The following is a 23646-nucleotide window of genomic DNA, read 5'->3' as shown; positions in this document are numbered from 1 at the left end:
ACAATCGCACGATAGCGGCGAGCGAATCACGGCGACTGAGGATAGTGAGGAATTGTCTGACTAAGGCAAACCCACGGTTGGGCGCTCGATGTCCAGATATCCACCATCGGCTGAAACTCCGACGAATTGTCGAGCGTAGGGAAACGGACGGACATGACTTCTGGTGCAGTCTCGCCATAGGTGAACAGAGGAGAGCCGCAATCGGAACAAAAGCTGCGAGTCGCGAGCCGGCCACTGCCGGCGCGGACCGAGTACGTCTTCGGCGTCCCCGTGATCGTCATGTCCGAGACCCGGACGATGAAGCCGGAAGCAAAAGGAGCGCCGCTTGAGCGCTGGCAGTCCAGACAGTGGCAGTTTAACGTCGCAATTGGCGCGCGCGAGCATACGTAACGGATCGATCCGCATGCACAGCCGCCGGAAAATGGAGCAGTCACGTTACTGTTTCCTCCTTCGCCCTAACTCGTTTTCACCGGGATCTCGCAGATCCCTCACTGGAGGCTTGCCACCAGGCGCCGCCTCAGCGCGGGCGCAGTGTAACGCCACCCACATTACAAGGCAAATAGCCGGTTTCACCCTTGCGAACGTCCTGTTAAGGTAATCGTGACTGTCCGCCACGGGTCGACTCGCGCCAGCGCGGGCGAACGCGGCTGCGTGTGCTACCGCTCTATACTTCCGTCACACGCGGCCCGGCGGGTCTGGCCGAGACATGCGCGAACCCAGGGGAGAACATCATGGCCTTCCATACCACGCGCGAAGCGCTGTCTCGCATTTTCTACCAGCGCTGTTTCTGGCTGTTTGTCGTGCTGCTCGCGCTCATCGGCGCGGTTTCGTTTGTCCCGGCGAGCGATAGTGGCCGCCTGTTCCTGAACGTCGTCAATATGTTTCTTCTGATCGCAACCGTGGCAGCGGTCGGACGCACGACACTGTCGTTTGCGATTGCGCTTTTGCTTGCCATTCCGGCCATGTGGTTCCAGTACCTCGGCCTTTGGCACGACGACGATAGCAGCCTTGCCGTATCCTGGTTGTTCTGCGCAGTGCTCTATTCCATCACGGTTGCCTATCTTCTGCGCTACGTTTTCCAGCCCAGGATCATGACGCCTGACAAGTTGTTTGGCGCGGCGGCGGCATATCTGTTGATTGGCGTGCTTTGGGCGTACATATACGCGAGCATCGGATTCTTCTATCCGAAGTCATACATGATCGTCGGACAATCGGGGCGGCTCGTTTATGCCGACGCGCTTTACTTCAGCATCACCGTCCTCACAAGCACCGGCTTCGGCGACATCACGCCACTCACGCGCCCGGCGCGCGGCATGTGCATGGTGGAACAGATCACCGGCAGCTTGTTCGTCGCGATCCTGATCGCGCGCCTCGCCGGTGTGTACCCTCCGCGAGAGAGTTATACCGACGGCAAATCATAGGCAGCGCGACGTTCAGTCGTGCCTGCGTGATTGCCGGCGCGCACGGTTGCTGCTCGCCAGGTGCGAGGAGGTCCGCAGGGCCGCCGGGGCATCTCACCCGGGTTGAACCTGTTGGCAATCCGTCTGGAACCAGTGGTCGACCAGCCGCTGCGCCGCGTGTAGATCATCCGGGTAGTTTGGGTCGTCGTTCCAGGGCGCCGGGTCGTAGCCCGCCTTCCTCAACGCCGAAAGCTCGCTTTGGCGTTGCGCCTTCGTTGGCGACGGGTTGCTTTTCAGCGCGGCCAGGTCACGGCACTCCGTAGGGCTCAGATGCGGCCCGCTTTGTGGCGCGCCTGCGGTGACGCACCCCATCAGCATGAGCGCCAATGCAGCAAGCGTCGCGCAGTTTCTCGGGAGGGTTTTCATAGCGTATCTCCACGCGTCCGATAGGCACGACTCACGCGGCGCAACGCCGCCGGTCGCACTCGACTTCCGCGCATAGATTGCATTAGCGTGGCGACGCGTAGTGAGGCGGCCGGCGTCGATCGCGGCTTCTCCTGAATTGCACCTGCGTCGGCAGCGAGCAGGTCGAATGCAATCAGACTGTTGTTACGAGCAGTATATGAAAGAGTCGACCGTTCGGTTCCCTTATTTTGACGGACCGGGAGCGCCGGGGGTGGCGTTCGAGGCCCGAAGCCGACTGGAGACAGCGGGCTGCCAAATGACGATTGTGCGCCCTGCAGGCTCACCGCCACGCTTTCGCCGCTCCGCATTGGGCCGCAACCGATGGTGTTCTCGCCCGGCCAAGCCGATGCGCGTGCGAATTCACCAATCAGGAATCCAAATTAACAGACAATCATCGCCGCCCCGGACAATCGCAGGCGGGCTTCGTCATCAACTAACGCCGCTGGCTCGTTCGAACGCCGAAAGACCGCACGCACTCGTTGCCTGTCCTTATGCGTCGCAAACTTCAACATCGGCTTTGCCTCCATTACAAATACCCAACACACCTTCACACCAAACAACGCCGCCCGCGTTGCATCAGAGAACCCCACCCCGCTCGTCAGACAAATTCCCAACGCCCGTAAGCTAGCGGTAGATATGCGCGACAACTGGAAGCACCAGGTTCATCACCTAGATAAATCTGATTGACGATTTCGATGTCGTCTGACAACAATATCCATGGTGATCGGCCAGCCGCTCCTGTTCGATCTCTCTTCGCTGTAACCGTGCCTCTCCCGTTCGCAATAGCGTCGTCACGCGGCCCAAAGGCCGCCGAAGTCCAGCCACCCTGTCAGCGAAATAAATCAGCGAGATAACATAGGATAACGAACCAAATGACAACACAAGGCAAAGACGATCCCCTGCTCTCCGAAGGCTGCACCAACGCCCCCGCCTCGCCCAAACGGCGCGCGTTCATGGCCTTTGCCGGCGCGTCCGCAGGCGCAAGCCTGCTCGCGGCCAGCCGCGGTGCGGCAGCAGCAGACTCCATGTTCCCCACGCCTGCCACCTTCGGCGGGCACCTTCCTCAGCCGCCCGGCCACGCCGCCGGCGACCCGATCTGGGGCCCGGACGGCCAGGCCACGGCCATCATCAGGAGGCTCGCTCACGTCGATCGCTCGCTGTTCAACCGCGCCGAATTTCACGTGACGAGCTACGGCGCGCGCACGCTCCCCGCCTCCGCGCTGATCACGTCGACCGCATGGCCGAGCGGCAAGATTCCATGGGTGACGGGCGGCACGGAGCAGACCGCGCATCCGACCAGCGACCTGCAAAGCCCGGGCTCCGGCGTGATGGTCCCGTGCGACTACACGGGCACGCAATACGACTCGTGCAGCGCATTCAACACCGCAATCGTCGACGCGAGCCGCGCCGGTGGCGGCCGCGTGGTGATCCCGGCCGGCAACTGGTATTGCGGCGGCCCGATCGTGCTGCTGAGCCATGTGAATCTCCACCTGGAGTCGGGCTGCACGATCTATTTCAGTCCGAACCCGGCGGACTACGCGAAGAATGGCCCGTACAAGACGGCGAACGGCAATCTGTACCACACGCGCTGGCAGGCGAACGACTGCCTGAATTTCGGCTCGCCGATTTACGCCTTCCGCCAGACCAACATTGCCGTCACCGCCGACGACAACACCTGCGTGCTGAACGGTCAGGCGATGACGCCCATGCAACCCAGCACCCAGGCGCCAACCTCCTGCTGGTGGACCTACAAGGGAAGCAGCAACACGTACGGTTGCGCGGGCTCGTCAACGCCCTCGCAGGCTTATGCGAATCCGAACAACGTCGCGCTCACCAGCCTCCCCGCCGCGCAAATCCAGAACCCGCAGGCCAACGTCTCCTTCACGAATCAGTACGGAACGACGACTACCCTAATGGGCCTGCTCACGGGCACGGGCTGGAACCAGGACCAGAACTATCTGCCCGCGCTTTCCGAATTGCGCGTGCCGGTCGAGAACCGCATTTTCGGCAACGGTCACTATCTGCGTCCGTGCATGATCGAGTTCATCGGCTGCACAAATGTGTATTTGCAGAACTATCACACGCAGAACACGCCGTTCTGGCAACACCACCCCACCGACTGCACGAACGTGGTGATCGACGGCGTGTTCGCCGACAGCGTCGGGCCGAACAACGACGGCTTCGATCCGGACGCGTGCAACCACGTGCTGGTGCAGAACGTTCAGTTCAACACCGGTGACGACTGCATCGCGATCAAGTCCGGCAAGTACCTCGACACCGAGTACGGCCCGATGCAGAACATCGTCGTGCAAAACTGCACGATGCAAAGCGGGCACGGCGGTCTGACGATCGGCAGTGAAATGAGCGCGGGCGTGCGCAACGTCTATGCTCGCAACCTGACGATGCAAAACGAGAACTGGGCGAGCAATCCGCTGAATATCGCGCTGCGGTTCAAGAGCAACATGAACCGCGGCGGGTTCATCAACAACGTGTGGATCAACGGAGTGACGCTGTCCAACGGCGTGAACCTTGCCGGCAAGTACGGCGGCGGGTCGCTCGGCGCCGCGATCAGCAAGATCACGGGTACCGGAACGACCGGTCTCGCGACGAACCCGTCCACGGGCCAGGGCGGCCTGATCACGTTCGACTGCGATTACAGCCCGTCCGGCGACGCAGTACGCTGGAGTCCGTCCGTGATCAGCAACATCAACATCACGAACGTGAACGCGAGCAACGTCTCGGGCGCGGTGTCGTACTCGATGCCTTCGGGCTTCGCGGCCGGGTCGAACTCGTGCTTCCAGGCGCTCGTCATGCAGGGCCCCGAGGCCGTCGATTACAACGGTCCGCTGCCGGTGCCGACCGTGAGTCCGATCAGCGGCGTCACGATCTCGAACTGCAACCTCGGCAATCCGGTGTGCACGGGCGCGGCGCCGACCACGCCAGCAACGTCCGCGTCGGCCGCGCCGGGTCCGGTCTTCGCGAGCAATGTGAGCGGCATTACGCTGACCAACGTGGTGATCGCAGGCACCACGTACAACACGTCGCTGACGGCACCGGCAACCTGATGCCAACGCACACGGACGCGGGCAACCGCGTTCGTGTGCGTGGCGTTCGCGCAGTCAACGCCGGTCGTCAGTGTGGTTCCTTGCCGGTCGTTGGCTGCCGGGGTTGGCGCTTCGGCTCATCCCCCGATTGAACCGGCTCGCGCGTACAGGCGTCCGGTGGCATGACAAAGGGAATGTCGTCGCGGCAACACGCATAAACCGGAAACCCGTAAGCGTTTGTACCGACGATGGTCGTTGGCCCGTGCAGCGGGCACACCGCCTTCATGGCGCCTCCTGAAACGCATTGATCAACTGCTTGCAGCGTGCTCCTCGCGGCGCATAAGTCAAGCCTTCTTCACGTAGGCGCCGCACCAGCCTTTGGCGTCGACGATCTTGCCGCCATAGGTCGCGCACGGGCCATTCGGTGCGCCCGGCTTGCCCTGATACAACTGACAGTTCGCACAGGTCTGCCCGACCTGGAACTGCGGGAACTTCGTCTTGTCGACTTTGCTCGCGTCGGCTTTGTAGCCGAGCGCCATGGCGGTCGGATCGCTCTCGGAGAGCACCGGCGCGTCGGCGCGTGATTCGTTGGAAAGCACTGCCGTGGAAGCCACGGAGGCGGCGAGGATCATGAAGCGACGACGGGAAAGCGGCATGGTGGGGCTCCTGAGCATGGAACGTACCCGGCTCTTGCTATTCGCCGATTTGTCGATCGACTTGTTGGGCCGATTCGTTCGCAGAATTTCCGTGTGCTACTTATTTATATATCTTCGTGTTGCGTTGTAAAGAACGGAAACATTACGCATCGCATACCGCGTCAATTAATTCGGTATCCAAATCACTTTTTACGACGATCAACAGTACGGCGCCAAAACGGCGCCGCATTGCCTTCACCACGCCGCGCACACTTTGCCGAAATGCGCCCCGGCCTGCTGATGACGAAACGCATCGGCCAGTTCGTCCAGCCCGAACGTGCGGTCGAGCACGGGGCGAATGCCGGCCTGGTCGAGCGCCGCGACGTACTCTTGTTGCTGGCGCCGGCTGCCCACGATCAAGCCTTGCAGGCGCGCCTGTTTCGCCATCAGTACAGAGGTCGGCACGGTGCCTTCGCGTCCGGTCAACACGCCGATCAGCGCGATATGGCCGCCCACGCGCACCGCGTCGATCGACTGCGCGAGCGTGCCTGGCCCGCCGACTTCGATCACGTGATCCACGCCCTTGCCGCCTGTGATGTCGCGCACGAGCGCGCCCCACTTTTCGTGCTGCCGGTAGTTGACCACGTGGTCGGCGCCCAGCGCTTTCGCACGTGCAAGTTTGTCGTCCGACGATGAAGTGACGATGACCGAAGCGCCCATCATCCGCGCGATCTGCAGCGCCGCGATCGATACGCCGCCGGTGCCGAGCGTCAGCACAGTGTCGCCCGCCTTGAGGCCGCCGTCGGCCACCAGCGCGCGCCATGCCGTGAGCCCCGCCGTCGTGATGGTGGCGGCCTCCGCGTGGGTCCAGCCGCGCGGCGCGAGCGTGAAGGCACTCGCGGGCCGCACGGCGTGCAAGGTCGCGAAGCCGTCCGCGCCGTCGCCGGGCGTCTGCGCGAAGTTGCCCACGGCTTGCCACGGCGCGCCGTCCGTCCATTGCGGAAAGAAGCACGACACCACGTGGTCGCCGCGCTTGAACTCCGTCACGCCCGCGCCCACGGCCGACACCACGCCCGCGCCATCCGACATCAGCACGCGTCCGTCCGCTGTGGGGATGGCGCCGTTGGCCACCAGCAGATCGTGAAAATTGAGCGATGTGGCATGCAGCTCCACGCGGATCTCGCCGGCGGCGGGCGCGCCGGGCTCGGGGATATCGCGCAGCTCGATCTGGTCGAGGCCACCCGGCGCACGCAGCACGGCGGCCTTCATGACCGTGCTCCCTTGGCCTTGCGCGCGGCGTCGACGAGACCGTCGAGCCAGTCCTGATGCCCGTTGATCATCGGATTCGGGCGCGTTTTCGCCAGCTCCACGGCGGGCTTGCCCTTCTGCGATTCCTGCGTGAGTACGCGCACGCGTCCGCCGGAAAGGTCTTCGATGAGCCATGCGTGTATCACGTCGAGGCGCGTTTCTTCGTCGCCCTCGGCCCAGCCGTGCCACGCCACGCGCGCGGGCTGGCCTGCTGCAGGCGGCGCGTACTCGGTCACTTTGGCCTGTACCGGAAAGCCGAAGGTCTTGAATTGGAAGCGCGCGCCCGCGCTCAGTTCGGGGCCCAGGCCGTCGTGAAAGCCGACGTCGGCGGAATTGCTGTAATAGCTCGGCCACGCGGTCGCTTTGTTGAGCAGCGGCCAGACGTCGGCGGTGGACAGGCCCGCGACGATCACTTCGTTGGAACAGAAGTTGTCGGTCGTGCCGGGCAAATAGTCTTCGGGCCAGAAAATCTCGTTCATGTTCGTTACCTTTCGATGCTGTCGGTTTGGGTGCGGTGGACACGAGACATCATGCGGGCTATGCTGAAATAAATCCAATCGCGGATCATTATTTTCACCATAAACCGTGTTGATATCAGAATGCTCGATCTGAACCTCTTGCGGGCGCTCGACGCCCTGCTCGACGAACGCAACGTCACGCGCGCCGCGCAGCGCTTGTCGCTCACGCAGCCGGCCGTGAGCGCGATGCTGACGCGTCTGCGTGAGAGTTTCGGCGATCCGCTGTTCGTACGCTCGCAACGTGGCATCGTGCCGACCGAGCGCGCGCTGCAACTGGCTGCGCCGCTCAAGCAGGTGCTGAGTGAAATCGAGCAGATGCTGCAGCCACAGGCCTTCGCACCGGCCGAGGCCGAGATGACGCTCACGCTCGCCTCGACCGACTACGCGCTGCGCGCGGTGGTCGTGCCGTTTCTCGCGCGGCTGCGGGAAAGCGCGCCCGGCGTGCGGGCCGTGATCGTGCCGGTGCAGCACGAGCGCCTGCAGGCGCAACTGGAAAGCGGCGATGTGGATATGGCCCTGATCACGCCGGAAAGCACGCCAGCCGACTTGCACGCGCGGCGCCTCTTCGACGAGCGCTACGTGTGCGTGATGCGCGTGGATCACCCCGCTGCCGCGCGGCGCCTCACGCTGGAGCGGTTTTGCGCGCTCGATCACGCGCTGGTGTCGTATGCGGGCGCAAGCCTGAGCGGTGTGACCGATGAGGCGCTGGCGCGCGTGGGGCGCGCGCGCCGCGTCACGGTGTCGGTGAACAGCTTTCTCGTGCTGCCCGACATTTTGCTGACGAGCGATCTGATTGCGGTCGTGCCGTCGCGGCTCGTGAAGGATGCAAGGGGAAGCGCGCAAGGGCTCGCCGTGATCGATCCGCCGCTCGAGATCCCGGGGTTCACCAAGACGCTCGCATGGCACGAGCGCACGCATCGCTCACCCGGGCATCAGTGGGTGCGCGCGCTGTTGTTCGAGACATGTGAGGCGTTGGCGGGCGCGACGCCCCGGTGATGCCGTCACATATCGGCGCCCACCTCCCCCAACTCCACCCGCACTGCGCGCCCCAAGGTCTGCGCCACCGGCGATTGCGCCACGGCCGCTAGCACGATCTCGCGCGCCGCTTCGGCGAATGGCGCTTCGCAGTGCACGGCAACGCGAAAACAGGTTGCTTCGTCGCTGCGCTCGACATCCACCTCGACAGTCGGCTTCGGCACGCTCACGCCCGCGCGCGCCGCCGCCATCTCGATCGAAATGCACACGCAAGCCGCCAGAGCGCTTTCTAGCAGTTCGTGCGGACGCATGCCGGCCGCGCCGCCCTGGCCATTCTTGTGCGTATCGGCGTGCAGTTCGACGCGCCCGTTGCTCACCGCCACGCAATACGGTTCACCGCGCCTCGTTGCCTTGACCATTTCGCTCTCCCCGTTCCGTATCGAAGGAGCCAAGCGTAAGCGCAACGCGGCGCGCGAAAAAGACAAGCGCGGCTACCAGTATCGGCGCCACCCGGCTACGCGTTCGAAGGTGACCCCGGTAGATCAGCAGGACGGGCTGCCGTTGGCCGTGCAGAAAGCCGCGGGCGCACCCGCGATCAGGGGAAGCGGCATAACGGGCCGCGGAGGCGGCGGCGGAATCCTCACAGCGCCGCACCACGAGTTCGCGCTGCGCTCTGCATTGGGCAGGCAAGGAGCGAAGCGCTCGTGCAGATCTTCGGCGGCCTGCTCGTTGCGCTCACGCGCCTCGAGCGCGGGCTGCAGTTGTCCGCCCAGCCAGGACGCGAACGTGATGACGCAGCCCGCCGCGACGGCCAGCAGCACCAGCCTGGATTTGTGGTTGCGCAGCGTGCTGAGCAAGCGCAGCGCCGCCGGGCGGCCTGCGATGGGCGTCTCGCGCCCGGCGGCGGCCCGCACTGCCGCTCCTTCGATGATTCTCGTTGCCACTGTTTATTCGTGTTGCTCTTGTGATTGCACCTGGCGCCCGTATAGAGGCATACGGGTTAACGGCAGGCCGAAGCAATTCGAAAGGGGACAGAGAAAAATATTTGAAGGGCTCAGCCGCCCTCGCGCGAACGCTCCACAAACGCAAACACCGTTTCGCGAAACCGCTCCACCGCCGGATTGCGCACGGAGGGTTGGGTCACGAGATGAAGCGGTGCGCGAAACGCCTCGTCCCCGGCCACGCGGCAGTAGCGCACGCTCTCCTGCTGATAGCGCCGCATGGAAGCCGGCACGAGCGTCACGCCGCCGCCCGCGGCCACGAGATTGATTGCCGTGACCATGCGCGGCACCTCGTCGACCACGCGCAGCTCCACGCCCTGGGCTTCGCAGGCGCGCACGAAATCGGCGTACATGCCGGGCGCGCCTGGCCGCCGCACGAAAATGAACGGCTCGCCCGCGAGGCGCTTGAGCGACACCGCACGCGGACCCGCCAGCCTGTGCCCCACCGGCAGCACGAGCAGCATGTGCTCCTGGTCGATGCGCTCGAAGCGCAACTGAGCGGGCGTCTCGATCGGCTTGCGCAGAATCGCGACGTCGACATGCCCGTTCATCATCATCTCGATGATCTCGGCCGCGTTGATCTCGCTAAGCTCGATGGCGATGTCGGGATGCCCTTCGCGATACGCGCGGATCACGGCTGGAGCTAGCGGATGAAACGCGGCCGAACTCGTGAGCGCCACATGAAGCTTGCCCACCTGCCCGAGCGCCACGCGCCGCGCATGCGTGACGCCCTGCTCCAGCGTACGCAGAAGGTTGCGCGCGCAATCAGCGAACGCCTCGCCCGGCGCGGTCAGCTCCACGCCGCGCGGCTGCCGCGTGAAGAGCGCAAAGCCCAGCTCCTGCTCGAGCTCCTGGATTTGCTGCGAGAGCGGCGGCTGCTGCATGTGAAGGCGCGCTGCCGCGCGCGTGAACTGGCGCTCTTCGCAAACCGCGAGGAAGTAGCGCAGGTGACGTAGCTCCATACGACGCTCCGGTATAGGTATTGAATATGGCAACCCCATTCGATATGTATTTTACATTTGCCGCGCAACTCCCTAGTCTGTGAGGCAAAACACCGACGACGACATCCGGAGACCCATGCAATCCATTCTCGAAGCCGACCCGGCCGCGCTCGACGCGCCCCACCTCACCACCTCGCAGGTCCGCCGCGCCGTGCTCGCCTCCGTCATCGGCAACGGGCTCGAGTGGTTCGATTTCCTCATCTACGGCTACTTCGCGAAGACCATCGCGCACGTGTTTTTCCCCGTGCAGAGCAGCTTTCTGTCGATCACGCTCACGCTCGCGACCTTCGCGATCGGCTTCGTCGTGCGGCCGTTAGGCGGTGTGGTGATCGGTGCGTTCGCCGACCGTTACGGGCGGCGCCGGACCCTTTCCGCGCTGATCGTGCTGATGGCGGCGAGCACCCTGCTCATGGGCGTCACGCCCGGCTATGCGTCGATCGGCATTGCCGCGCCGCTCATCGTGCTGCTCGCGCGCATCCTGCAAGGGCTTTCGGTGGGCGGCGAGTTCGCCACCGCCGCCTCGATGCTCACCGAGTACGCGCCGCCCGGCCGCAAGATGTTCTACGGCAGCTTTCAGATGACGTCCCAGGCCGTCGCGCTGCTGCTGTCCTCCGCGTGCAGTTTTCTGCTCACCACGCATCTCACGCCCACCGCGCTCGCCGCATGGGGCTGGCGCGTGCCCTTCCTGCTCGGTGCGCTGGTCGGGCCGGTGGGCTTCTATATCCGTCACAAGGTCGCCGAATCGCCGGAATTCGTGCAGTTGCGCGAGCGCCTCGGCCACGCGCCGCGCCAGTCCTTGCGCACGTTCCTGCGCGAGCGCGGCGACGCGGCGCTGTGCGCCGTGGGCGTGATCGCCGTGGGCGCGGCAACCAACTATCTCTGGCATTCGTATATGCCGCTGTATGTCGAGCGCCAGTTGCATCTGCCGCTCAAGAGCGCATTGCTCGGCACGGCGGCGTCGGGCCTCATCGGCATCGTCGGCTATCCGCTCGCGGGCAAGCTCGCCGACCGCTTCGGCGCCTACCGGCTCTTCCTGCCCGTGACGCTCGTCTGGATCTGCGCCGCCTGGCCGCTCTTCGCGTGGGTGCTCGCCGCGCCCACACCCGAGCGCGTATTCGCCGCGCAAATGGTCGCGACCGTCGTGCTGAGTCTGATGTCCGGCGCGCATCCCGGCATGCTCACGCAGCTTTTCCCCACGTCCACGCGCTCCACGGGCGTCGCGCTCTCGTACAACATCGCCGTCACCTTGTTCGGCGGCATGGCGCCGCTCACGGTTTCGACGCTGATCGGCGTGACCAGCTCGCGCATCGTGCCGGCGTGGTATCTCATCGTCACGGGCATCGTCTCGCTCGTGCTGGTCTTTGCGAGCGTGTCGGGCCGGCGCCTGCTGCGCGAGCCCAACGCCTGGCCAGCGGAGTCGGAGTCGTAATGATCGAGCCGTCCATCGTGAGCAATGCGAGCACCGCAGGCGATGAACGCCCGCGCAACGAGTACCCCGTGCGCGCAATCGGCGATGTCCTCTTGCCTGTCGTCACGGCGCAAGGCAGCGGCACCGTGCCGATGTTCGTGGGCGGTTGCACGGCGAGCGAGCGAGCCACGCGTGCGCTTGTCGTGCTGCACGGCCGCCTGCGCGACGCCGACGCCTACTTGCGCTCGACACTGCGCGCCCGCGCCGCTTCGTCCGCGCATGACGACGCCACGCTCGTCGTCGTGCCGCAGTTCCTCGCAAGCGCCGATGTCGAACACCACCACCGCGCGCATGCGAACTTCCTGCACTGGGAGTGGACCGCGTGGATGGGCGGCGCCGATGCACGCGGCCCGGCGCCTTTGAGTTCGTTCGACGCCCTCGACGCGCTCGTCGCACAGCTTGCCGATCGCTCGCGTTACCCGGCGCTGCGCGAGATCGTGATCGCAGGGCATTCGGGCGGGGCGCAGGTCGCGCATCGCTATGCCATCTTGAGCGCCGCGCCCGAGCCATGTGCACGACTCGGCGTGCCCCTGCGCTTCGTGATCGCGAATCCCTCTTCCTGGGTGTATTTCGATTCGTTGCGCCCGCAACCCGACGGCGGTTTCGGTCCCGCGGATCGCGCCGCGTGCCCCGACCTCGACGACTGGAAGTACGGCATGCGCAAGCTCCCGCGCTACGCGGCGGCCACGCGCGATGCCACGATGCTTGAACACCGCTATATCGGCCGGGAAGTGGTCTATCTGGCAGGCGAACGCGACTGCGACCCCGCGCATGCGGCGCTCGACCGTTCCTGCGCGGCCAACGCGCAGGGGCCGCACCGTCTCGCGCGCGCCCGCGCCTACTACGCCTACCTGCGCGCAAGACATCCGCAGTTGCGGCATACGTGGTTCGAGGTGCCGGGTGCGGGTCACAACGCCGAGGCCATGTTCCTCTCGGAGCCCGGCATTCGCGCCCTGTTCGGTGCACACGCAACGATCGATGCGGCGCGCGCAGCAGACCAGTCGCGAGGCGCAGGCGGCGCGGACGATTGAAACGGGCGGCCGTCGTATCATAGCGGCTCGATTCCCGCCGGATGCACGTTCCGCCCGGCCGCCCAACGACCGCCATGAGACGCCTTCCCCCGCTCAACGCCCTGCAAATCTTCGAAACGGTCGCCCGCTACGGCAGCTTCACGCGCGCGGCCGAGCATCTTTGCCTCACGCAAGGCGCCGTGAGCCGGCAAATCCTCACGCTCGAGCAGTATTACGGCCTGCCGCTCTTTCGCCGCTCGTCCAAGGGGCTCACGCTCACCGCAGAAGGCGAGCAGCTGCTGCCCGCCGTGCGCGACGGCTTCGGGCGCATCGAGGAAGCCTCGCAACGCCTCACGCGCCAGCGCACCGAACTGGCGCTCAAGGTGCCGACCTGCGTGATGCGCTGGATGCTGCCGCGCATCATGCGCTTCCAGAACGAGCATCCCGACCTGCAGATCCAGATCACGACCACGTGGGGGCACGAAGTCGACTTCCAGGCGGAGCCGTTCGACGCGGCGATCATCTACGGCTCGTCGCCCGGCGCCGAGGTGCACGCGGTGCCGCTCTTCGACGAATACCTCACGCCCGTCTGCACGCCCGAGCTGCTCTCGCGCCGCCCGCTCGTCAAACCCGACGACCTCGCGCACCAGACCCTGCTGCACCCTACGCGCGACCACGCCGACTGGCGCCTGTGGCTCGCGCGCGCGGGCGCGAAAAAGGTCGATGCCGATCTCGGCCCCACGTTCGAGTCGCTCGATCTCGCGGCCACTGCGGCCATGCAGGGCTTTGGCGTCGCCATAACCGACCGCACGCTCGTGCGCGAGGATGTCGAGACACGACGCCTCGTCATGCCGTTCGAGCTCGCCGTGCCCACGGGCTCGCGCTACTATTTCGTGTACCCCGAGTGCGTGGCGCAGCAGAAGAAGGTGCAGTTGTTCAGCGAGTGGATCGAACAAGACCGCGCAGCGCCGTAGTGCGACCGTCCATGCCGCCGTCCATGCCGCCATGAGCGCCGTGCATGGCGGGCATGAGAATTAATCGATTGCACACGGGGCGCTCTTTCGGCGTAATGGGCCGCTTCGTGCGAGGCACACTCAGTGCGCGGCCTTGCACCTTTCAAGTCACGCGGCCGCGCGCCGCCCGAAGGGAGACCGACCATGCAGAGCGCTGCCCAGCCCCGCTCGAAGCTGCCCGATGTAGGCACGACCATTTTCACGGTAATCGGCCAGCTTGCCGCCGAGCATCAGGCGCTGAACCTCTCGCAAGGCGCGCCGAATTTCGACCCGAGCGCGAAACTCGTGGATGACGTGGCCGCCGCCATGCGCGCGGGCCACAACCAGTACGCGCCGATGGCGGGTCTCGGTGACTTGCGCGAAGCGCTCGCCGCCAAGTTCGAGACGCTTCACGGCGCGCACTACGATCCGTCGAGCGAAGTCACTGTGCTTGCGAGCGCGAGCGAAGGCCTCTACTCCACGATCAGCGCGCTCGTGCATCCCGGCGACGAAGTGATCTATTTCGAGCCCTCGTTCGACAGCTATGCGCCCATCGTGCGCCTGCAGGGCGCAAAGCCCGTGGCGATCAAGCTCGCGCAGCCGCATTTCCGCGTGGACTGGGACGCGGTGAGCGCGGCCATCACGCCGCGCACGCGCATGATCATCGTGAACACGCCGCACAATCCCACGGCCACGATATTCGGCGAGGACGACATCGCGCGGCTCACGGCGCTCACGCGCAACACCGACATCGTGATTCTCTCCGACGAAGTGTACGAGCACGTCGTGTTCGACGGCGCGCCGCACCGAAGCATGGCGCGCTACCGCGAGCTTGCCGAGCGCAGCGTGATCGTGTCGTCGTTCGGCAAGTCGTATCACGTCACGGGCTGGCGCGTGGGCTACTGCCTCGCACCCGCCGCGCTGATGGACGAAATCCGCAAGGTCCACCAGTTCATGGTATTTTCCGCCGACACGCCCATGCAGTATGCGTTCGCGCAAGCGCTTGCCGAGCCGCAAAGCTATCTGGGCCTCTCGGCGTTCTACCAGAACAAGCGCGACCTGCTCGCACGCGCACTGGAAACCTCGCGATTCGAACTGCTGCCGAGCGAAGGCAGCTTTTTCATGCTCGCGCGCTTTCGCGCCTTCTCCGAAGAGCGCGATAGCGACTTCGTGCTGCGGCTCATCCGCGATGCCCGCGTGGCGACGATTCCGCTCTCGGCGTTCTACACCGACGGTACCGACGAAGGCATCATTCGCCTGAGCTTTGCCAAGGATGACGAAACATTGCTCGAAGGCGCGCGCCGCCTGTGCGCGATTTGAGGCAACGGCGTTCGGAACACAACGAAACTCTTAGGCAAACTGATAGGCAATGATAGGCAAGGAGATCACCATGAAGCGACTCAACGCGCTCCTCGCGCTCGCATGCGTGTACGGCGTGCTCGGCCCGGCATCGGCGTTCGCGGACACAAACCTGTTGCGCTTCGGCGTAGAAGCGCAGTATCCGCCTTTCGAAACCAAGGCCTCGGACGGCACGCTGCAGGGCTTCGATATCGACATCGGCAATGCCGTGTGCGCGAAGGCGAACATGACCTGCAAATGGGTCGAGACGTCATTCGACGGCCTGATTCCCGCACTGCAAGGGCGCAAGTTCGACGCCATCAACTCGGCGATGAACGCCACCGAAAAGCGCCGCGAGGCCATCGACTTCACCACGGTGATCTATCGCGTGCCGAGCCGCCTGATCGCGCGCAGTGACAGCGGGCTCGTGGCCACCGCAGCGTCGCTCAAGGGTAAGCGTGTGGGCGTGCTGCAATCGTCGATTCAGGAAACCTACGCAAAGGTGCACTGGGAGCCGGCGGGCGTAACGGTCGTGCCCTACCAGGACCAGAACCAGATTTACGCGGACCTCGGCGCGGGACGCCTGGACGCAACGCTCGTGCTCGCGCCCGCTGGCCAGAAAGGCTTTCTTTCGCAGCCAGCAGGCAAAGGCTTCGCGTTCGTGGGCGAGGCCGTGCGCGACGACAAGATTCTGGGCAGCGGCGTGGCGTTCGGCATCCGCAAGGGCGACACGGCCTTGCGAGATCGCCTGAACGCGGCCATCGCGAAGATCGAGTCCGACGGCACGGTCACGTCGCTCGCCCGCAAATACTTCGGCGATATCGACGTTTCGCCGAAGTAAGAGCGCGCACTCAGGGGCAGGCGCAAGCGCTTCAGCGGTCAGCGCCGCCCCTGTTGCGAATTGCGGTTCACGTGAGCGTCGTTCTTGGTGCGCTCCTGGTGGGCGTCTGCGCCCCAGCGGTCCGTGTCCTCCTGCCCGCTTTCCACGTCGCTATACCCCTGGCGGCCCACCGAGCGCGGCTCATGCGGGTGACGCCGCGCCAGCGGCTCACTGCTTTCGTGCTGCGGATGCTTGACGTGCGTGCCGTCGTCGTTCGGGCTCTCGTGATGCTTCATGGCTGCCTCCTTGCCGGCGCAATACGCCGCTTGCCAGCTAGCGCATCGGGCGTGCCCGGACAATGGAACGCAGCTAGCCCGCCGCTGCCGCCGAGCGCTCCAGTCGCGAGCGCGACGAGGCGTGCAGCCCGACGTTCGCCGCCAGAGCGATCAACGCCGATCCGCTCACGTACCACGCAGGGGCCGCGAGTGATCCGCTCATGCGCACGAAGGCCGCGCAGAGCAACGGCGCAAAACCGCTGAACACAACCACCGAAACGTTGTACGCAAGCGCAATGCCGCTGAAGCGCACCTGCACCGGAAAGAGGTCGGCAAGCACCGAGGCCCACGTGCCGCTTGCGAGCGAGAACACCAGCGCAGCGAGCACGAACAGCACGACCACGTTCACGCTGTGCGCCGCAAGTGCCGTATAGAACGGCCACGCAAGCGCGGCGAGCAGCACGCACGAAACGCGCAGCAAGTACCGGCGCGGCACGAAGTCGCCTGCCCAGGCCGCCGCGAGCAGTCCCACCGAACTCACGAGCAAATACGCATTCTGTGCGAGCGCTGCGTCGCGCGGCGCGTAGTTCAACGTCTGAATCAGATACGCGGGCATGTGACCGTAGAGCACGCCGTTGAAACCCGCCATCACCGCGATCGAGAGCGCACCGCCCACCACCGCGCCGCGATGATGGCGCAGCGTTTCGCGAAACGGCTGCTTCACCACCGCGCCCTGCATCTGCTTGAACTCGGGCGACTCGTCGAGATTGCGGCGCAGCAGATACGAAACGATCCCGCACACACCGCCCACGAGGAACGCAATGCGCCAGCCGTAGCTCGCGGCGTCCGCAGGGCTGAGCGTGGACTGCACGGCGAGATTGACGATCGTCGCGAGCATCACGCCCGTATTGATCGCGCAGACGATCACGCCCGCCGCGAGGCCCGCGCGGCGCGGCGCCGCCTCCACCGCATAGGTGATCGCGCCCGGCATTTCGCCGCCCACGCAAAAACCTTGCAGCACGCGCAAGCCAATCAGCGCAATCGGCGCGGCAAAGCCCCAGTGCGCGTAATTGGGCAACAGGCCAATGCAGATCGTCGCTACCGTCACGACGACGATCGAGCCCACGAACACGGGACGTCGGCCAATGCGGTCGCCAAGGCTGCTGAGCACAATGCCGCCGAGCGGCCGGATGATATAGCCGATGGCAAGCACCGAAAACGTCAGCAGCATGCTCACGAGCGGGTCGCTCGCCGGAAAGAATTGCGCGGCGATCGAGTGGGCGAAGAAGCCGTAAATTACGAAGTCATAGAATTCCAGCGAGCCGCCCAGACTCGCTATGAGGATCATCTTCCATTGGGCGCGGCTCAGGCCAGGCGCGGCGGCCTGCGACACAGGCAGTGAGGGGGTCGTCTCCATTTGCTCTCCTTAATGATTTGACATGGCGGCGCTTTTGGGCTGCTAGCGGATCTTCGTCCTGCGCCTCTTTCTTCAAAAACGTCGGCCCGGGCGGCCGCGTTCCCTTGCGGGCCGCCCAGAAGCCTGGTCAAGCCGGATCAAGCTGCCGCGGCCTCGCGCGGCTGCGGCGCACGCGCAACGCCTGCGCGTTCGAGCAGTGCATCCAGTTCGCCCGCGTCGCGCGCCACGCCGCCAACGTAGCGGTCGGGCCGCAGCAACACGGCGCGCCCGCCGGTTTGCGCGAGCCAGGTTCGAAGCGACTCGTGCGAAGCGGGAACGATCGCCACCCGCTCGCGTTGTGCCGCGTTCGCAAGCGCGTCTCGTGCGTGCACCGCCAGCACTTCGTCAGCGATCAGCGCGAAGCGATAGCCCACTGCGTCGTCAAGACGCGTACCGTCGTCGAACACGGGTTGCGGCCCGATCTCGCCACCAGCCTCGCTTGCGTGCCAGCCCGGCCCCAAGCGCGGTTGCGGCGTGCGGAACTCGCGAATCGCCGCCGTCATCTCGCGGTCGCGCGCGGCCACAGCGTTGCTGTCGGTGGCCTGAATCACGCCGCCTAACTGCACCGCCGTTTCGATGAACGTGCGCACATGCGGCTCGCGCTCGCTCTCGTAAGTGTCGAGCAGCGTTTCGGGCAGCGCGCCTTCGATCACGTCGGCGAGTTTCCACGCGAGGTTCGAAGCGTCGCGTATGCCCGCGGCCATGCCCTGCCCCATGAACGGCGGCGTCTGGTGCGCCGCGTCGCCCGCGATCAGCAGCCTGCCGCGCCGCCAGCCCTGCGCGATCACCGAATGGAACGTGTAGATCGCCGAGCGTTCGAGTTGCGCGTGCTCGGGCGTGATCCATCGTGCGAGGCGCTCCCAGATCCATTCCGCCGTGCCGACGCGGCGCTCGTCGTCGCCCGGCATCACCATGATTTCCCAGCGGCGGCGGTTGTGCGGTCCGCGCGTGTAGGTGGTCGGGCGCGCAGGGTCGCAGTACTGGATCGAGTAGTCGCCGAGATCGGCGCGCTCGCCCGCGAGCAGCACGTCCACTACGACCCAGCGCTCGTGCGATTTCAGATCGGCGAGTTCCGTGCCGATGAAGCGGCGCACCGTCGAGCGCGCGCCGTCGCAACCCACCACGTAACGCGCTGTCGTGTGAGCGAGTCGCCCTTGTGCCGTATCTTCGAAGCGAATGCGCACGTGGTCGTCGCGTTCGTCGAGCGCGAACACCTCGTGCCGCAAACGCACGTCGGCCCCGCCGCGCGCACACAGTTGCGCGCGCAACGCCCGTTCGAGATCCGGCTGATGAAACTTGTAGCTTGCGCACCAGCCCTGAGGGCCGATGCCGCCGGGCCGGCTCCAGTCGATCATCAGTTCGCCGCGCGCGTTGACGAACTTCATGCCGGGCCCGACGAAGAGGTTCGGCAGCAGCGTTTGCGCAATGCCGACAGTCTGAAACACGCGCATGCATTCGCCGTCGAAGTGCACGGCGCGCGGCAGCTGGAACACGTCCTTGTCGCGCTCGAACACCACGACCTTCAGGCCGCGCAGCGTGAGCAGATTGGCGAGCGTCGCGCCGGTCGGCCCGAAGCCGATGATCGCGACATCATAGTCGGGCGCCGGATTTGCTTTGCATACCGAATTGTTTACGACATCCTTCATCCCATTCACCTGATACATGGCTAACTGCATGGATAATTGCGTGGATAGCCGCGCCGCCCGCATGGTGCGGGCGGCGGCCTGCAACTTACGCTTCGTCCGCGACGGGATTCCTGAGCGTGCCGATGCGATCCACCTCGACCTCCACCACGTCGCCATGCTTCATGAAAAGCGGCGGATTGCGCTTCGCGCCCACGCCGCCCGGCGTGCCGGTCACGATCACGTCGCCGGGGAACAGCGGCGTGAAGGTGGAGAGATACGCAATCTGCTTCGCAATGCCGTGAATCAGCATCTCCGTGGTCGCGCGCTGCACTTCCTGGCCGTTCAGGCGCGTGACGAGCGTCATCAGCGCATTCGGCTCGATCTCGTCGCTCGTGATCATCCACGGGCCGAACGCGCCCGTGCGGTAGAAGTTCTTGCCGGGTCCCCATTGGCCCGTGTGGCGCTGCCAGTCGCGCACCGAGCCGTCGTTGTAGCAGCTGTAGCCCGCGATATGACGCCACGCGTCGGCCTCGGCGATGCGCCGGCCGCCCTCGCCGATGATCACGGCGATCTCGCCCTCATAGTCGAACTGCGTGGACTCGCGCGGACGCAGCATGGGCTCGCCCGCGCCCACCTGCGATGCCGGCAGACGCATGAAGATCACCGGCTGCTCGGTGGTTTCGCGGTTGGTCTCCTTCACGTGCTCGGCGTAGTTCAGGCCCACGCAGAAGATCTGCTGCGGATTCGCAATCACAGGCTCGAGCGCGACTTCGGCGAGCGGATAGTCGCCCTTGCCAACGCTTGCGGCCCGCTCGGCTTCTGCAAACGCGCCCGCCGCGATCAGCGACTTGAGGTCTGCATAGCGGCCGCCAAGCCGCTTTTTGAGGTCGAACACCGCGCCGTCGAGCACAACGCCGAACGACGAACCTTCATGGGTAGAAAAGCTGGCGAGTTTCATGATGCTCCGCTGATAAAGAGTGGATTTTCCTTGGAATCGAAACGCGTATTTCTTGGTGCGTTTATCGTATTTTGAGAATACACTACGAAAAACGCGCCACACAACTTGATTTTTATCAGGGTTTATCACTACGACTGGAGACAGCATGACTGTGCCGAACACCGAACCAACCACGAAGCGAACCGGCCTCACGCTCAGCCACATGGGCTTTTTCGTGACCGACATGGCGAAGGTCGAAGACTTCTATACGCGTGTGCTCGAATTTACGGTGACGGACCGCGGCACGCTGCCCACACCGCGCGGCGCGGTCAGCCTGGTCTTTCTCAGCCGCGATCCGCGTGTGCATCACCAGATCGTGCTGGCGAGCGGCAGGCCCGAGCAGTTGCCGTTCAATCCGATCAACCAGATTTCACTGGAAGCGGACAGCCTCGCCACGCTCAAGCGCTTTCACCGGCGCTTCGTGGAGGAAGGCATGGAGGAAATCGTGGCGGTCACGCACGGCAATGCGATCTCGTTCTATGCGCGCGATCCGGAGGGCAACCGGCTGGAGATTTTCATCGACACGCCGTGGTACGTGGATCAGCCCATGCGTGTGAGCGTGGACTTCACGCTGCCCGACGAGGCGTTGCTGGCCGAAGTCGAGCGCCATGCGAGCACGTTGCCGGGTTTCCGCCCGCGCGCGGTGTGGGAAAGGGAGATGGCGGCGCGTATGGGCGTAGCGTGACGCCGCACCGCGGCTTTATGACTCGATCAACGCACGCACGCGCGTGGAAATGCGCGCGGCGGCGTCCTTCACGGCCTCGACCACGCGTTCCAGGTTGAAGAACGCGAGGCGTTGCTCGGGCACGACGAGCGCGAGCGAGGCCACGGCTTCGCCGGATGCGTCGGTAAAGAGCGGCGAAGCGACGGCGGACATGCCCGCTTCGAGTTCGCCCTTCGAGAGATAGAAGCCCGCGCGGCGGATCTTGAGCAGACTCGCGCGGAATTCTTCGAGCGAGTTGCCCAGCCCGCTAGCCGCGATGTCCTCGGGGTACTGCTCGAACAACGCGGCGAGCTTCGCCTTGGGAAACGTGGAGAGGATCGCCTTCGGTGCCGCGCCAAGAAAGAGCGGGCGCGGACGGCCGCGTCCATAGCGCAGGTCGAACACGGCGTCGTGCGATTCCCGATGGGTATCGACGAGCTCGTTGCCATACCAGCGCGACATCACGGCGTCGAAGCCCGATTGCTCCGCCAGCTCGCGCATGACCGGCTGCCCCGCCTTGAGCAGCGGATCGGAAATACGCAGATGGTAGTCGAGCGTGATGATGCGCGGGCCCAGGCCATATTCGCCGCCCACGAAGCGCAGCAGCATGCCGGTATCGACGAGTTCACGCAGATAGCGGTAAGCGGTCGGCACCGAGCATTGCAGTTCGGCCGCCACCTGTTCGGCGGAAAGAAAAGGCCGCGCCTCGGAAAAGAGTTCGAGGATGGACAGCAGTTTCGCAATGCTCGACAAAGGCCGGTCTCCGGTCACGCTTGGGGTGGCCAATTATAGCGGCACCCCCGACCGCGTTCGTGCCCCGCAAACCGGGCGCCACATGCAAAACCGCCGCATTGCACGGCGCGCTTTATACGTGCCCTGCAATGCGGCGGTCGGTACGCGTTACCGGGGCCCGCGGGTGCCTGGCGGTGCCTGCCGACGCGACATGCGCCGCGCATCCATCAGGCGAAATTCGCCTGACATCATTCATGCGCGGTACATGTTTGGCATAGCGTTACTGCATGTGCTGGCCACCGTTGATAGGAATATTTGCGCCGGTCACGAAGCCCGCTTCGTCCGAGCACAGGAACAGCACGAGCGCCGCGACTTCACCCGGGTTGCCAAGGCGGCCCATGGGAATTTGCGGCAGGATCTTCGTGTCGAGAATGTCCTGAGGAATGGCGGTCACCATTTTCGTGGCGAGATAACCCGGCGAAATGGTGTTCACGGTCACGCCCTTGCGCGCCACTTCGAGCGCGAGCGACTTCGTGAAGCCGTGCATGCCGGCCTTCGCGGCAGCGTAGTTGGTCTGGCCGACCGAACCCTTCGAACCGTTCACCGACGAAATGTTGATGATGCGGCCCCACGCGCGCTCGACCATGCTGTCGCACAGCGGCTTCGAAATGTTGAAGATCGAGTCGAGATTCGTGCGCAGCACGGCGTCCCAATTGACCTTGTCGAGCTTGCGGAACGTCATGTCGCGCGTAATGCCCGCGTTGTTCACGAGAATATCGACGGGGCCGATCTCGCTCTGGATCTTCTGCGCGCCGCGCTGGCACGAGTCGTAGTCGGCTACGTCCATGCCGTACGCGTGGAATTCGCGGTCGGTCTCCTTCATGCGCGCCAGCCAGTCTTTGGCGCCCGCGTTATCGGGCGAATGCGTCACGACGACGCGATAGCCCGCATCATGCAGCTTCACGCTGATGGCCTCGCCAAGGCCGCCCATACCACCTGTCACCAATGCAATACGATTAGTCATCCTATATATCCGCGAGAGTTGAGCGTCAATCAAACCGTGGCGTCACGCATCATGCGTGCAGGCGCCACATGCACTGTTGCCCCGCTTCGTCTTTCCACCCAAGACGAGGACAAGGCGAATACCGCGCGGCTTCTGATTAATTTCTGGTATTGCGCGTGGTTGCTACTACTGGCGGCTCGCCGCTGCTTGCGCGTGCGACGAGCCGCTTGCTGCCTGGTTACTACGCTGCTTATTGCCTTAAAAGCGCAATCAAGCGCGCTCGAGCGCGAGCGCCACACCCATGCCGCCGCCGATGCACAACGAGGCGAGACCGCGCTTGGCGTCGCGGCGCTGCATTTCGTGCAGCAGCGTCACGAGAATCCGGCAGCCCGACGCACCAATCGGGTGACCGATCGCAATCGCCCCGCCGTTCACGTTGATCTTCGACGTGTCCCAGCCCATCTGCTTGTTCACGGCCAGCGCCTGCGCGGCAAAGGCCTCGTTGATCTCCATGAGATCGAGGTCGTTCACCGACCAGCCCGCGCGCTCCAGCGCACGCTTCGAGGCCGGCACCGGGCCCATGCCCATGATCTTCGGGTCCACGCCGCCGCTTGCGTACGCCTTGATGCGCGCGAGCGGCGTGAGGCCCAGCGCTTCGGCCTTCTTCGCCGACATCACCACGACCGCTGCCGCGCCGTCGTTCAGGCCCGAGGCGTTGGCCGCCGTCACCGTGCCTTCCTTGTTGAACGCCGGCTTCAGGCCCGCGAGCGACTCAGCCGTCACGCCGTGGCGCACGAATTCGTCGGTCGCGAACTGCAGCGGCTCGCCCTTGCGCTGCGGAATCGCCACCGGCACGATTTCCGCGTCGAAGCGGCCCGCC

The 23646-nt window shown here is 64.9% G+C and carries 24 protein-coding genes; 9 read left to right on the top strand and 15 right to left on the bottom strand.

The annotated features are described in order from the left end of the window. Positions 1-26: 26 nt before the first annotated feature. Positions 27-434 carry a GFA family protein gene (locus U5A57_RS41690; RefSeq protein ID WP_415774064.1) on the bottom strand — a complete coding sequence of 136 codons (408 nt, stop codon included), beginning with the start codon at positions 432-434 and terminating at the stop codon, positions 27-29. A 366-nt stretch (positions 435-800) separates the two neighbouring features. Between U5A57_RS41690 and U5A57_RS19080 the strand changes: the two genes are divergently transcribed. Next, complete coding sequence (locus U5A57_RS19080; protein ID WP_321913222.1) at positions 801-1421, top strand: potassium channel family protein; 621 nt, start codon at positions 801-803, stop codon at positions 1419-1421. A gap of 93 nt (positions 1422-1514) precedes the next feature. Here U5A57_RS19080 and U5A57_RS19075 read toward each other — a convergent pair whose 3' ends face one another. Then, on the bottom strand, positions 1515-1826 hold the full coding sequence (locus tag U5A57_RS19075; RefSeq protein WP_321913221.1) for a DUF4148 domain-containing protein: 312 nt from the start codon (positions 1824-1826) through the stop codon (positions 1515-1517). Between the two features lie 911 nt (positions 1827-2737). Between U5A57_RS19075 and U5A57_RS19070 the strand changes: the two genes are divergently transcribed. Beyond that, the gene (locus tag U5A57_RS19070) at positions 2738-4930 is read left to right on the top strand and encodes a glycoside hydrolase family 28 protein (RefSeq protein WP_321913220.1); all 2193 of its coding nucleotides are present in this window, start codon (positions 2738-2740) and stop codon (positions 4928-4930) included. Between the two features lie 323 nt (positions 4931-5253). On the opposite strand, the gene U5A57_RS19065 is transcribed toward U5A57_RS19070, so the two are convergent. From U5A57_RS19065 to U5A57_RS19055, 3 genes are all read right to left on the bottom strand, one after another. Next, complete coding sequence (locus U5A57_RS19065) at positions 5254-5565, bottom strand: high-potential iron-sulfur protein (protein WP_321913219.1); 312 nt, start codon at positions 5563-5565, stop codon at positions 5254-5256. Positions 5566-5799: 234 nt separating this feature from the next. Continuing rightward, positions 5800-6813 carry an NAD(P)-dependent alcohol dehydrogenase gene (locus tag U5A57_RS19060; protein WP_321913218.1) on the bottom strand — a complete coding sequence of 338 codons (1014 nt, stop codon included), beginning with the start codon at positions 6811-6813 and terminating at the stop codon, positions 5800-5802. Continuing rightward, positions 6810-7331 (bottom strand): SRPBCC domain-containing protein, encoded by a 522-nt coding sequence (locus U5A57_RS19055; protein WP_321913217.1) that lies wholly within the window; start codon positions 7329-7331, stop codon positions 6810-6812. Before U5A57_RS19055 ends, U5A57_RS19060 begins: the two co-directional genes overlap by 4 nt. Positions 7332-7451: 120 nt before the next feature. Between U5A57_RS19055 and U5A57_RS19050 the strand changes: the two genes are divergently transcribed. Then, positions 7452-8366 (top strand): LysR family transcriptional regulator, encoded by a 915-nt coding sequence (locus U5A57_RS19050; RefSeq protein ID WP_321913216.1) that lies wholly within the window; start codon positions 7452-7454, stop codon positions 8364-8366. A 5-nt stretch (positions 8367-8371) separates the two neighbouring features. Here the strand turns inward: U5A57_RS19050 and U5A57_RS19045 are convergent, their stop codons facing one another. The 3 genes from U5A57_RS19045 to U5A57_RS19035 all read right to left on the bottom strand — a co-directional run bounded on the left by U5A57_RS19045 (position 8372) and on the right by U5A57_RS19035 (position 10308). Next, positions 8372-8764, bottom strand: coding sequence for an OsmC family protein (locus tag U5A57_RS19045; RefSeq protein WP_321913215.1), 393 nt, complete (start codon positions 8762-8764; stop codon positions 8372-8374). A 123-nt stretch (positions 8765-8887) separates the two neighbouring features. Next, positions 8888-9289 (bottom strand): hypothetical protein, encoded by a 402-nt coding sequence (locus U5A57_RS19040; RefSeq protein WP_321913214.1) that lies wholly within the window; start codon positions 9287-9289, stop codon positions 8888-8890. Between the two features lie 110 nt (positions 9290-9399). Continuing rightward, positions 9400-10308 (bottom strand): LysR family transcriptional regulator, encoded by a 909-nt coding sequence (locus U5A57_RS19035; protein WP_321913213.1) that lies wholly within the window; start codon positions 10306-10308, stop codon positions 9400-9402. Between the two features lie 115 nt (positions 10309-10423). Here U5A57_RS19035 and U5A57_RS19030 point away from each other — a divergent pair, with 115 nt between their 5' ends. The 5 genes from U5A57_RS19030 (at position 10424) to U5A57_RS19010 (ending at position 15996) form a co-directional block, all read left to right on the top strand. After that, positions 10424-11776: an MFS transporter gene (locus U5A57_RS19030; RefSeq protein ID WP_321913212.1), complete on the top strand. Its 1353-nt coding sequence runs from the start codon at positions 10424-10426 to the stop codon at positions 11774-11776. Next, positions 11776-12846, top strand: a complete 1071-nt coding sequence (locus tag U5A57_RS19025; protein WP_321913211.1) for a hypothetical protein — start codon at positions 11776-11778, stop codon at positions 12844-12846. Before U5A57_RS19030 ends, U5A57_RS19025 begins: the two co-directional genes overlap by 1 nt. A gap of 74 nt (positions 12847-12920) precedes the next feature. Next, complete coding sequence (locus U5A57_RS19020) at positions 12921-13799, top strand: LysR substrate-binding domain-containing protein (RefSeq protein ID WP_321913210.1); 879 nt, start codon at positions 12921-12923, stop codon at positions 13797-13799. Between the two features lie 183 nt (positions 13800-13982). Next, positions 13983-15137: a pyridoxal phosphate-dependent aminotransferase gene (locus tag U5A57_RS19015; RefSeq protein WP_321913209.1), complete on the top strand. Its 1155-nt coding sequence runs from the start codon at positions 13983-13985 to the stop codon at positions 15135-15137. A gap of 70 nt (positions 15138-15207) precedes the next feature. Continuing rightward, a complete protein-coding gene (locus U5A57_RS19010) occupies positions 15208-15996 on the top strand; it encodes an ABC transporter substrate-binding protein (protein WP_321913208.1) in 789 nt (262 codons plus the stop codon). A 38-nt stretch (positions 15997-16034) separates the two neighbouring features. On the opposite strand, the gene U5A57_RS19005 is transcribed toward U5A57_RS19010, so the two are convergent. The 4 genes from U5A57_RS19005 to U5A57_RS18990 all read right to left on the bottom strand — a co-directional run bounded on the left by U5A57_RS19005 (position 16035) and on the right by U5A57_RS18990 (position 20289). Further along, positions 16035-16271, bottom strand: a complete 237-nt coding sequence (locus tag U5A57_RS19005) for a hypothetical protein (protein ID WP_321913207.1) — start codon at positions 16269-16271, stop codon at positions 16035-16037. Positions 16272-16344: 73 nt separating this feature from the next. After that, positions 16345-17667: an MFS transporter gene (locus tag U5A57_RS19000; protein WP_321913206.1), complete on the bottom strand. Its 1323-nt coding sequence runs from the start codon at positions 17665-17667 to the stop codon at positions 16345-16347. A gap of 137 nt (positions 17668-17804) precedes the next feature. After that, a complete protein-coding gene (locus tag U5A57_RS18995; RefSeq protein WP_321913205.1) occupies positions 17805-19352 on the bottom strand; it encodes a bifunctional 3-(3-hydroxy-phenyl)propionate/3-hydroxycinnamic acid hydroxylase in 1548 nt (515 codons plus the stop codon). An 85-nt stretch (positions 19353-19437) separates the two neighbouring features. Further along, positions 19438-20289: a fumarylacetoacetate hydrolase family protein gene (locus U5A57_RS18990; protein WP_321913204.1), complete on the bottom strand. Its 852-nt coding sequence runs from the start codon at positions 20287-20289 to the stop codon at positions 19438-19440. A 145-nt stretch (positions 20290-20434) separates the two neighbouring features. Here U5A57_RS18990 and U5A57_RS18985 point away from each other — a divergent pair, with 145 nt between their 5' ends. Further along, entirely contained in the window at positions 20435-21013 is a 579-nt protein-coding gene (locus tag U5A57_RS18985) for a VOC family protein (RefSeq protein WP_321913203.1), read from the top strand. Between the two features lie 15 nt (positions 21014-21028). Here the strand turns inward: U5A57_RS18985 and U5A57_RS18980 are convergent, their stop codons facing one another. The 3 genes from U5A57_RS18980 to U5A57_RS18970 all read right to left on the bottom strand — a co-directional run. After that, the gene (locus U5A57_RS18980; RefSeq protein WP_321913202.1) at positions 21029-21784 is read right to left on the bottom strand and encodes an IclR family transcriptional regulator; all 756 of its coding nucleotides are present in this window, start codon (positions 21782-21784) and stop codon (positions 21029-21031) included. 259 nt (positions 21785-22043) lie between these two features. Further along, positions 22044-22787 carry an acetoacetyl-CoA reductase gene (gene phbB, locus U5A57_RS18975; protein WP_035514360.1) on the bottom strand — a complete coding sequence of 248 codons (744 nt, stop codon included), beginning with the start codon at positions 22785-22787 and terminating at the stop codon, positions 22044-22046. A 249-nt stretch (positions 22788-23036) separates the two neighbouring features. Further along, on the bottom strand, positions 23037-23646 hold a 610-nt coding region (locus tag U5A57_RS18970; protein WP_321913201.1), incomplete at its 5' end, for an acetyl-CoA C-acyltransferase.

Source organism: Paraburkholderia sp. J11-2 (assembly GCF_905220185.1).
Lineage (GTDB): Bacteria > Pseudomonadota > Gammaproteobacteria > Burkholderiales > Burkholderiaceae > Paraburkholderia.
This window is presented reverse-complemented; position numbering and strand designations above follow the sequence as displayed.

Excerpts from the sequence above, each read along its gene's own strand:
- U5A57_RS19075 (WP_321913221.1), bottom strand. The coding sequence starts at position 1,826 with ATGAAAACCCTCCCGAGAAACTGCGCGACGCTTGCTGCATTGGCGCTC.
- U5A57_RS19070 (WP_321913220.1), top strand. The coding sequence starts at position 2,738 with ATGACAACACAAGGCAAAGACGATCCCCTGCTCTCCGAAGGCTGCACC.
- U5A57_RS19065 (WP_321913219.1), bottom strand. The coding sequence starts at position 5,565 with ATGCCGCTTTCCCGTCGTCGCTTCATGATCCTCGCCGCCTCCGTGGCT.
- U5A57_RS19060 (WP_321913218.1), bottom strand. The coding sequence starts at position 6,813 with ATGAAGGCCGCCGTGCTGCGTGCGCCGGGTGGCCTCGACCAGATCGAG.
- U5A57_RS19055 (WP_321913217.1), bottom strand. The coding sequence starts at position 7,331 with ATGAACGAGATTTTCTGGCCCGAAGACTATTTGCCCGGCACGACCGAC.
- U5A57_RS19050 (WP_321913216.1), top strand. The coding sequence starts at position 7,452 with ATGCTCGATCTGAACCTCTTGCGGGCGCTCGACGCCCTGCTCGACGAA.
- U5A57_RS19045 (WP_321913215.1), bottom strand. The coding sequence starts at position 8,764 with ATGGTCAAGGCAACGAGGCGCGGTGAACCGTATTGCGTGGCGGTGAGC.
- U5A57_RS19035 (WP_321913213.1), bottom strand. The coding sequence starts at position 10,308 with ATGGAGCTACGTCACCTGCGCTACTTCCTCGCGGTTTGCGAAGAGCGC.
- U5A57_RS19030 (WP_321913212.1), top strand. The coding sequence starts at position 10,424 with ATGCAATCCATTCTCGAAGCCGACCCGGCCGCGCTCGACGCGCCCCAC.
- U5A57_RS19025 (WP_321913211.1), top strand. The coding sequence starts at position 11,776 with ATGATCGAGCCGTCCATCGTGAGCAATGCGAGCACCGCAGGCGATGAA.
- U5A57_RS19020 (WP_321913210.1), top strand. The coding sequence starts at position 12,921 with ATGAGACGCCTTCCCCCGCTCAACGCCCTGCAAATCTTCGAAACGGTC.
- U5A57_RS19015 (WP_321913209.1), top strand. The coding sequence starts at position 13,983 with ATGCAGAGCGCTGCCCAGCCCCGCTCGAAGCTGCCCGATGTAGGCACG.
- U5A57_RS19010 (WP_321913208.1), top strand. The coding sequence starts at position 15,208 with ATGAAGCGACTCAACGCGCTCCTCGCGCTCGCATGCGTGTACGGCGTG.
- U5A57_RS19005 (WP_321913207.1), bottom strand. The coding sequence starts at position 16,271 with ATGAAGCATCACGAGAGCCCGAACGACGACGGCACGCACGTCAAGCAT.
- U5A57_RS19000 (WP_321913206.1), bottom strand. The coding sequence starts at position 17,667 with ATGGAGACGACCCCCTCACTGCCTGTGTCGCAGGCCGCCGCGCCTGGC.
- U5A57_RS18995 (WP_321913205.1), bottom strand. The coding sequence starts at position 19,352 with ATGAAGGATGTCGTAAACAATTCGGTATGCAAAGCAAATCCGGCGCCC.
- U5A57_RS18990 (WP_321913204.1), bottom strand. The coding sequence starts at position 20,289 with ATGAAACTCGCCAGCTTTTCTACCCATGAAGGTTCGTCGTTCGGCGTT.
- U5A57_RS18985 (WP_321913203.1), top strand. The coding sequence starts at position 20,435 with ATGACTGTGCCGAACACCGAACCAACCACGAAGCGAACCGGCCTCACG.
- phbB (WP_035514360.1), bottom strand. The coding sequence starts at position 22,787 with ATGACTAATCGTATTGCATTGGTGACAGGTGGTATGGGCGGCCTTGGC.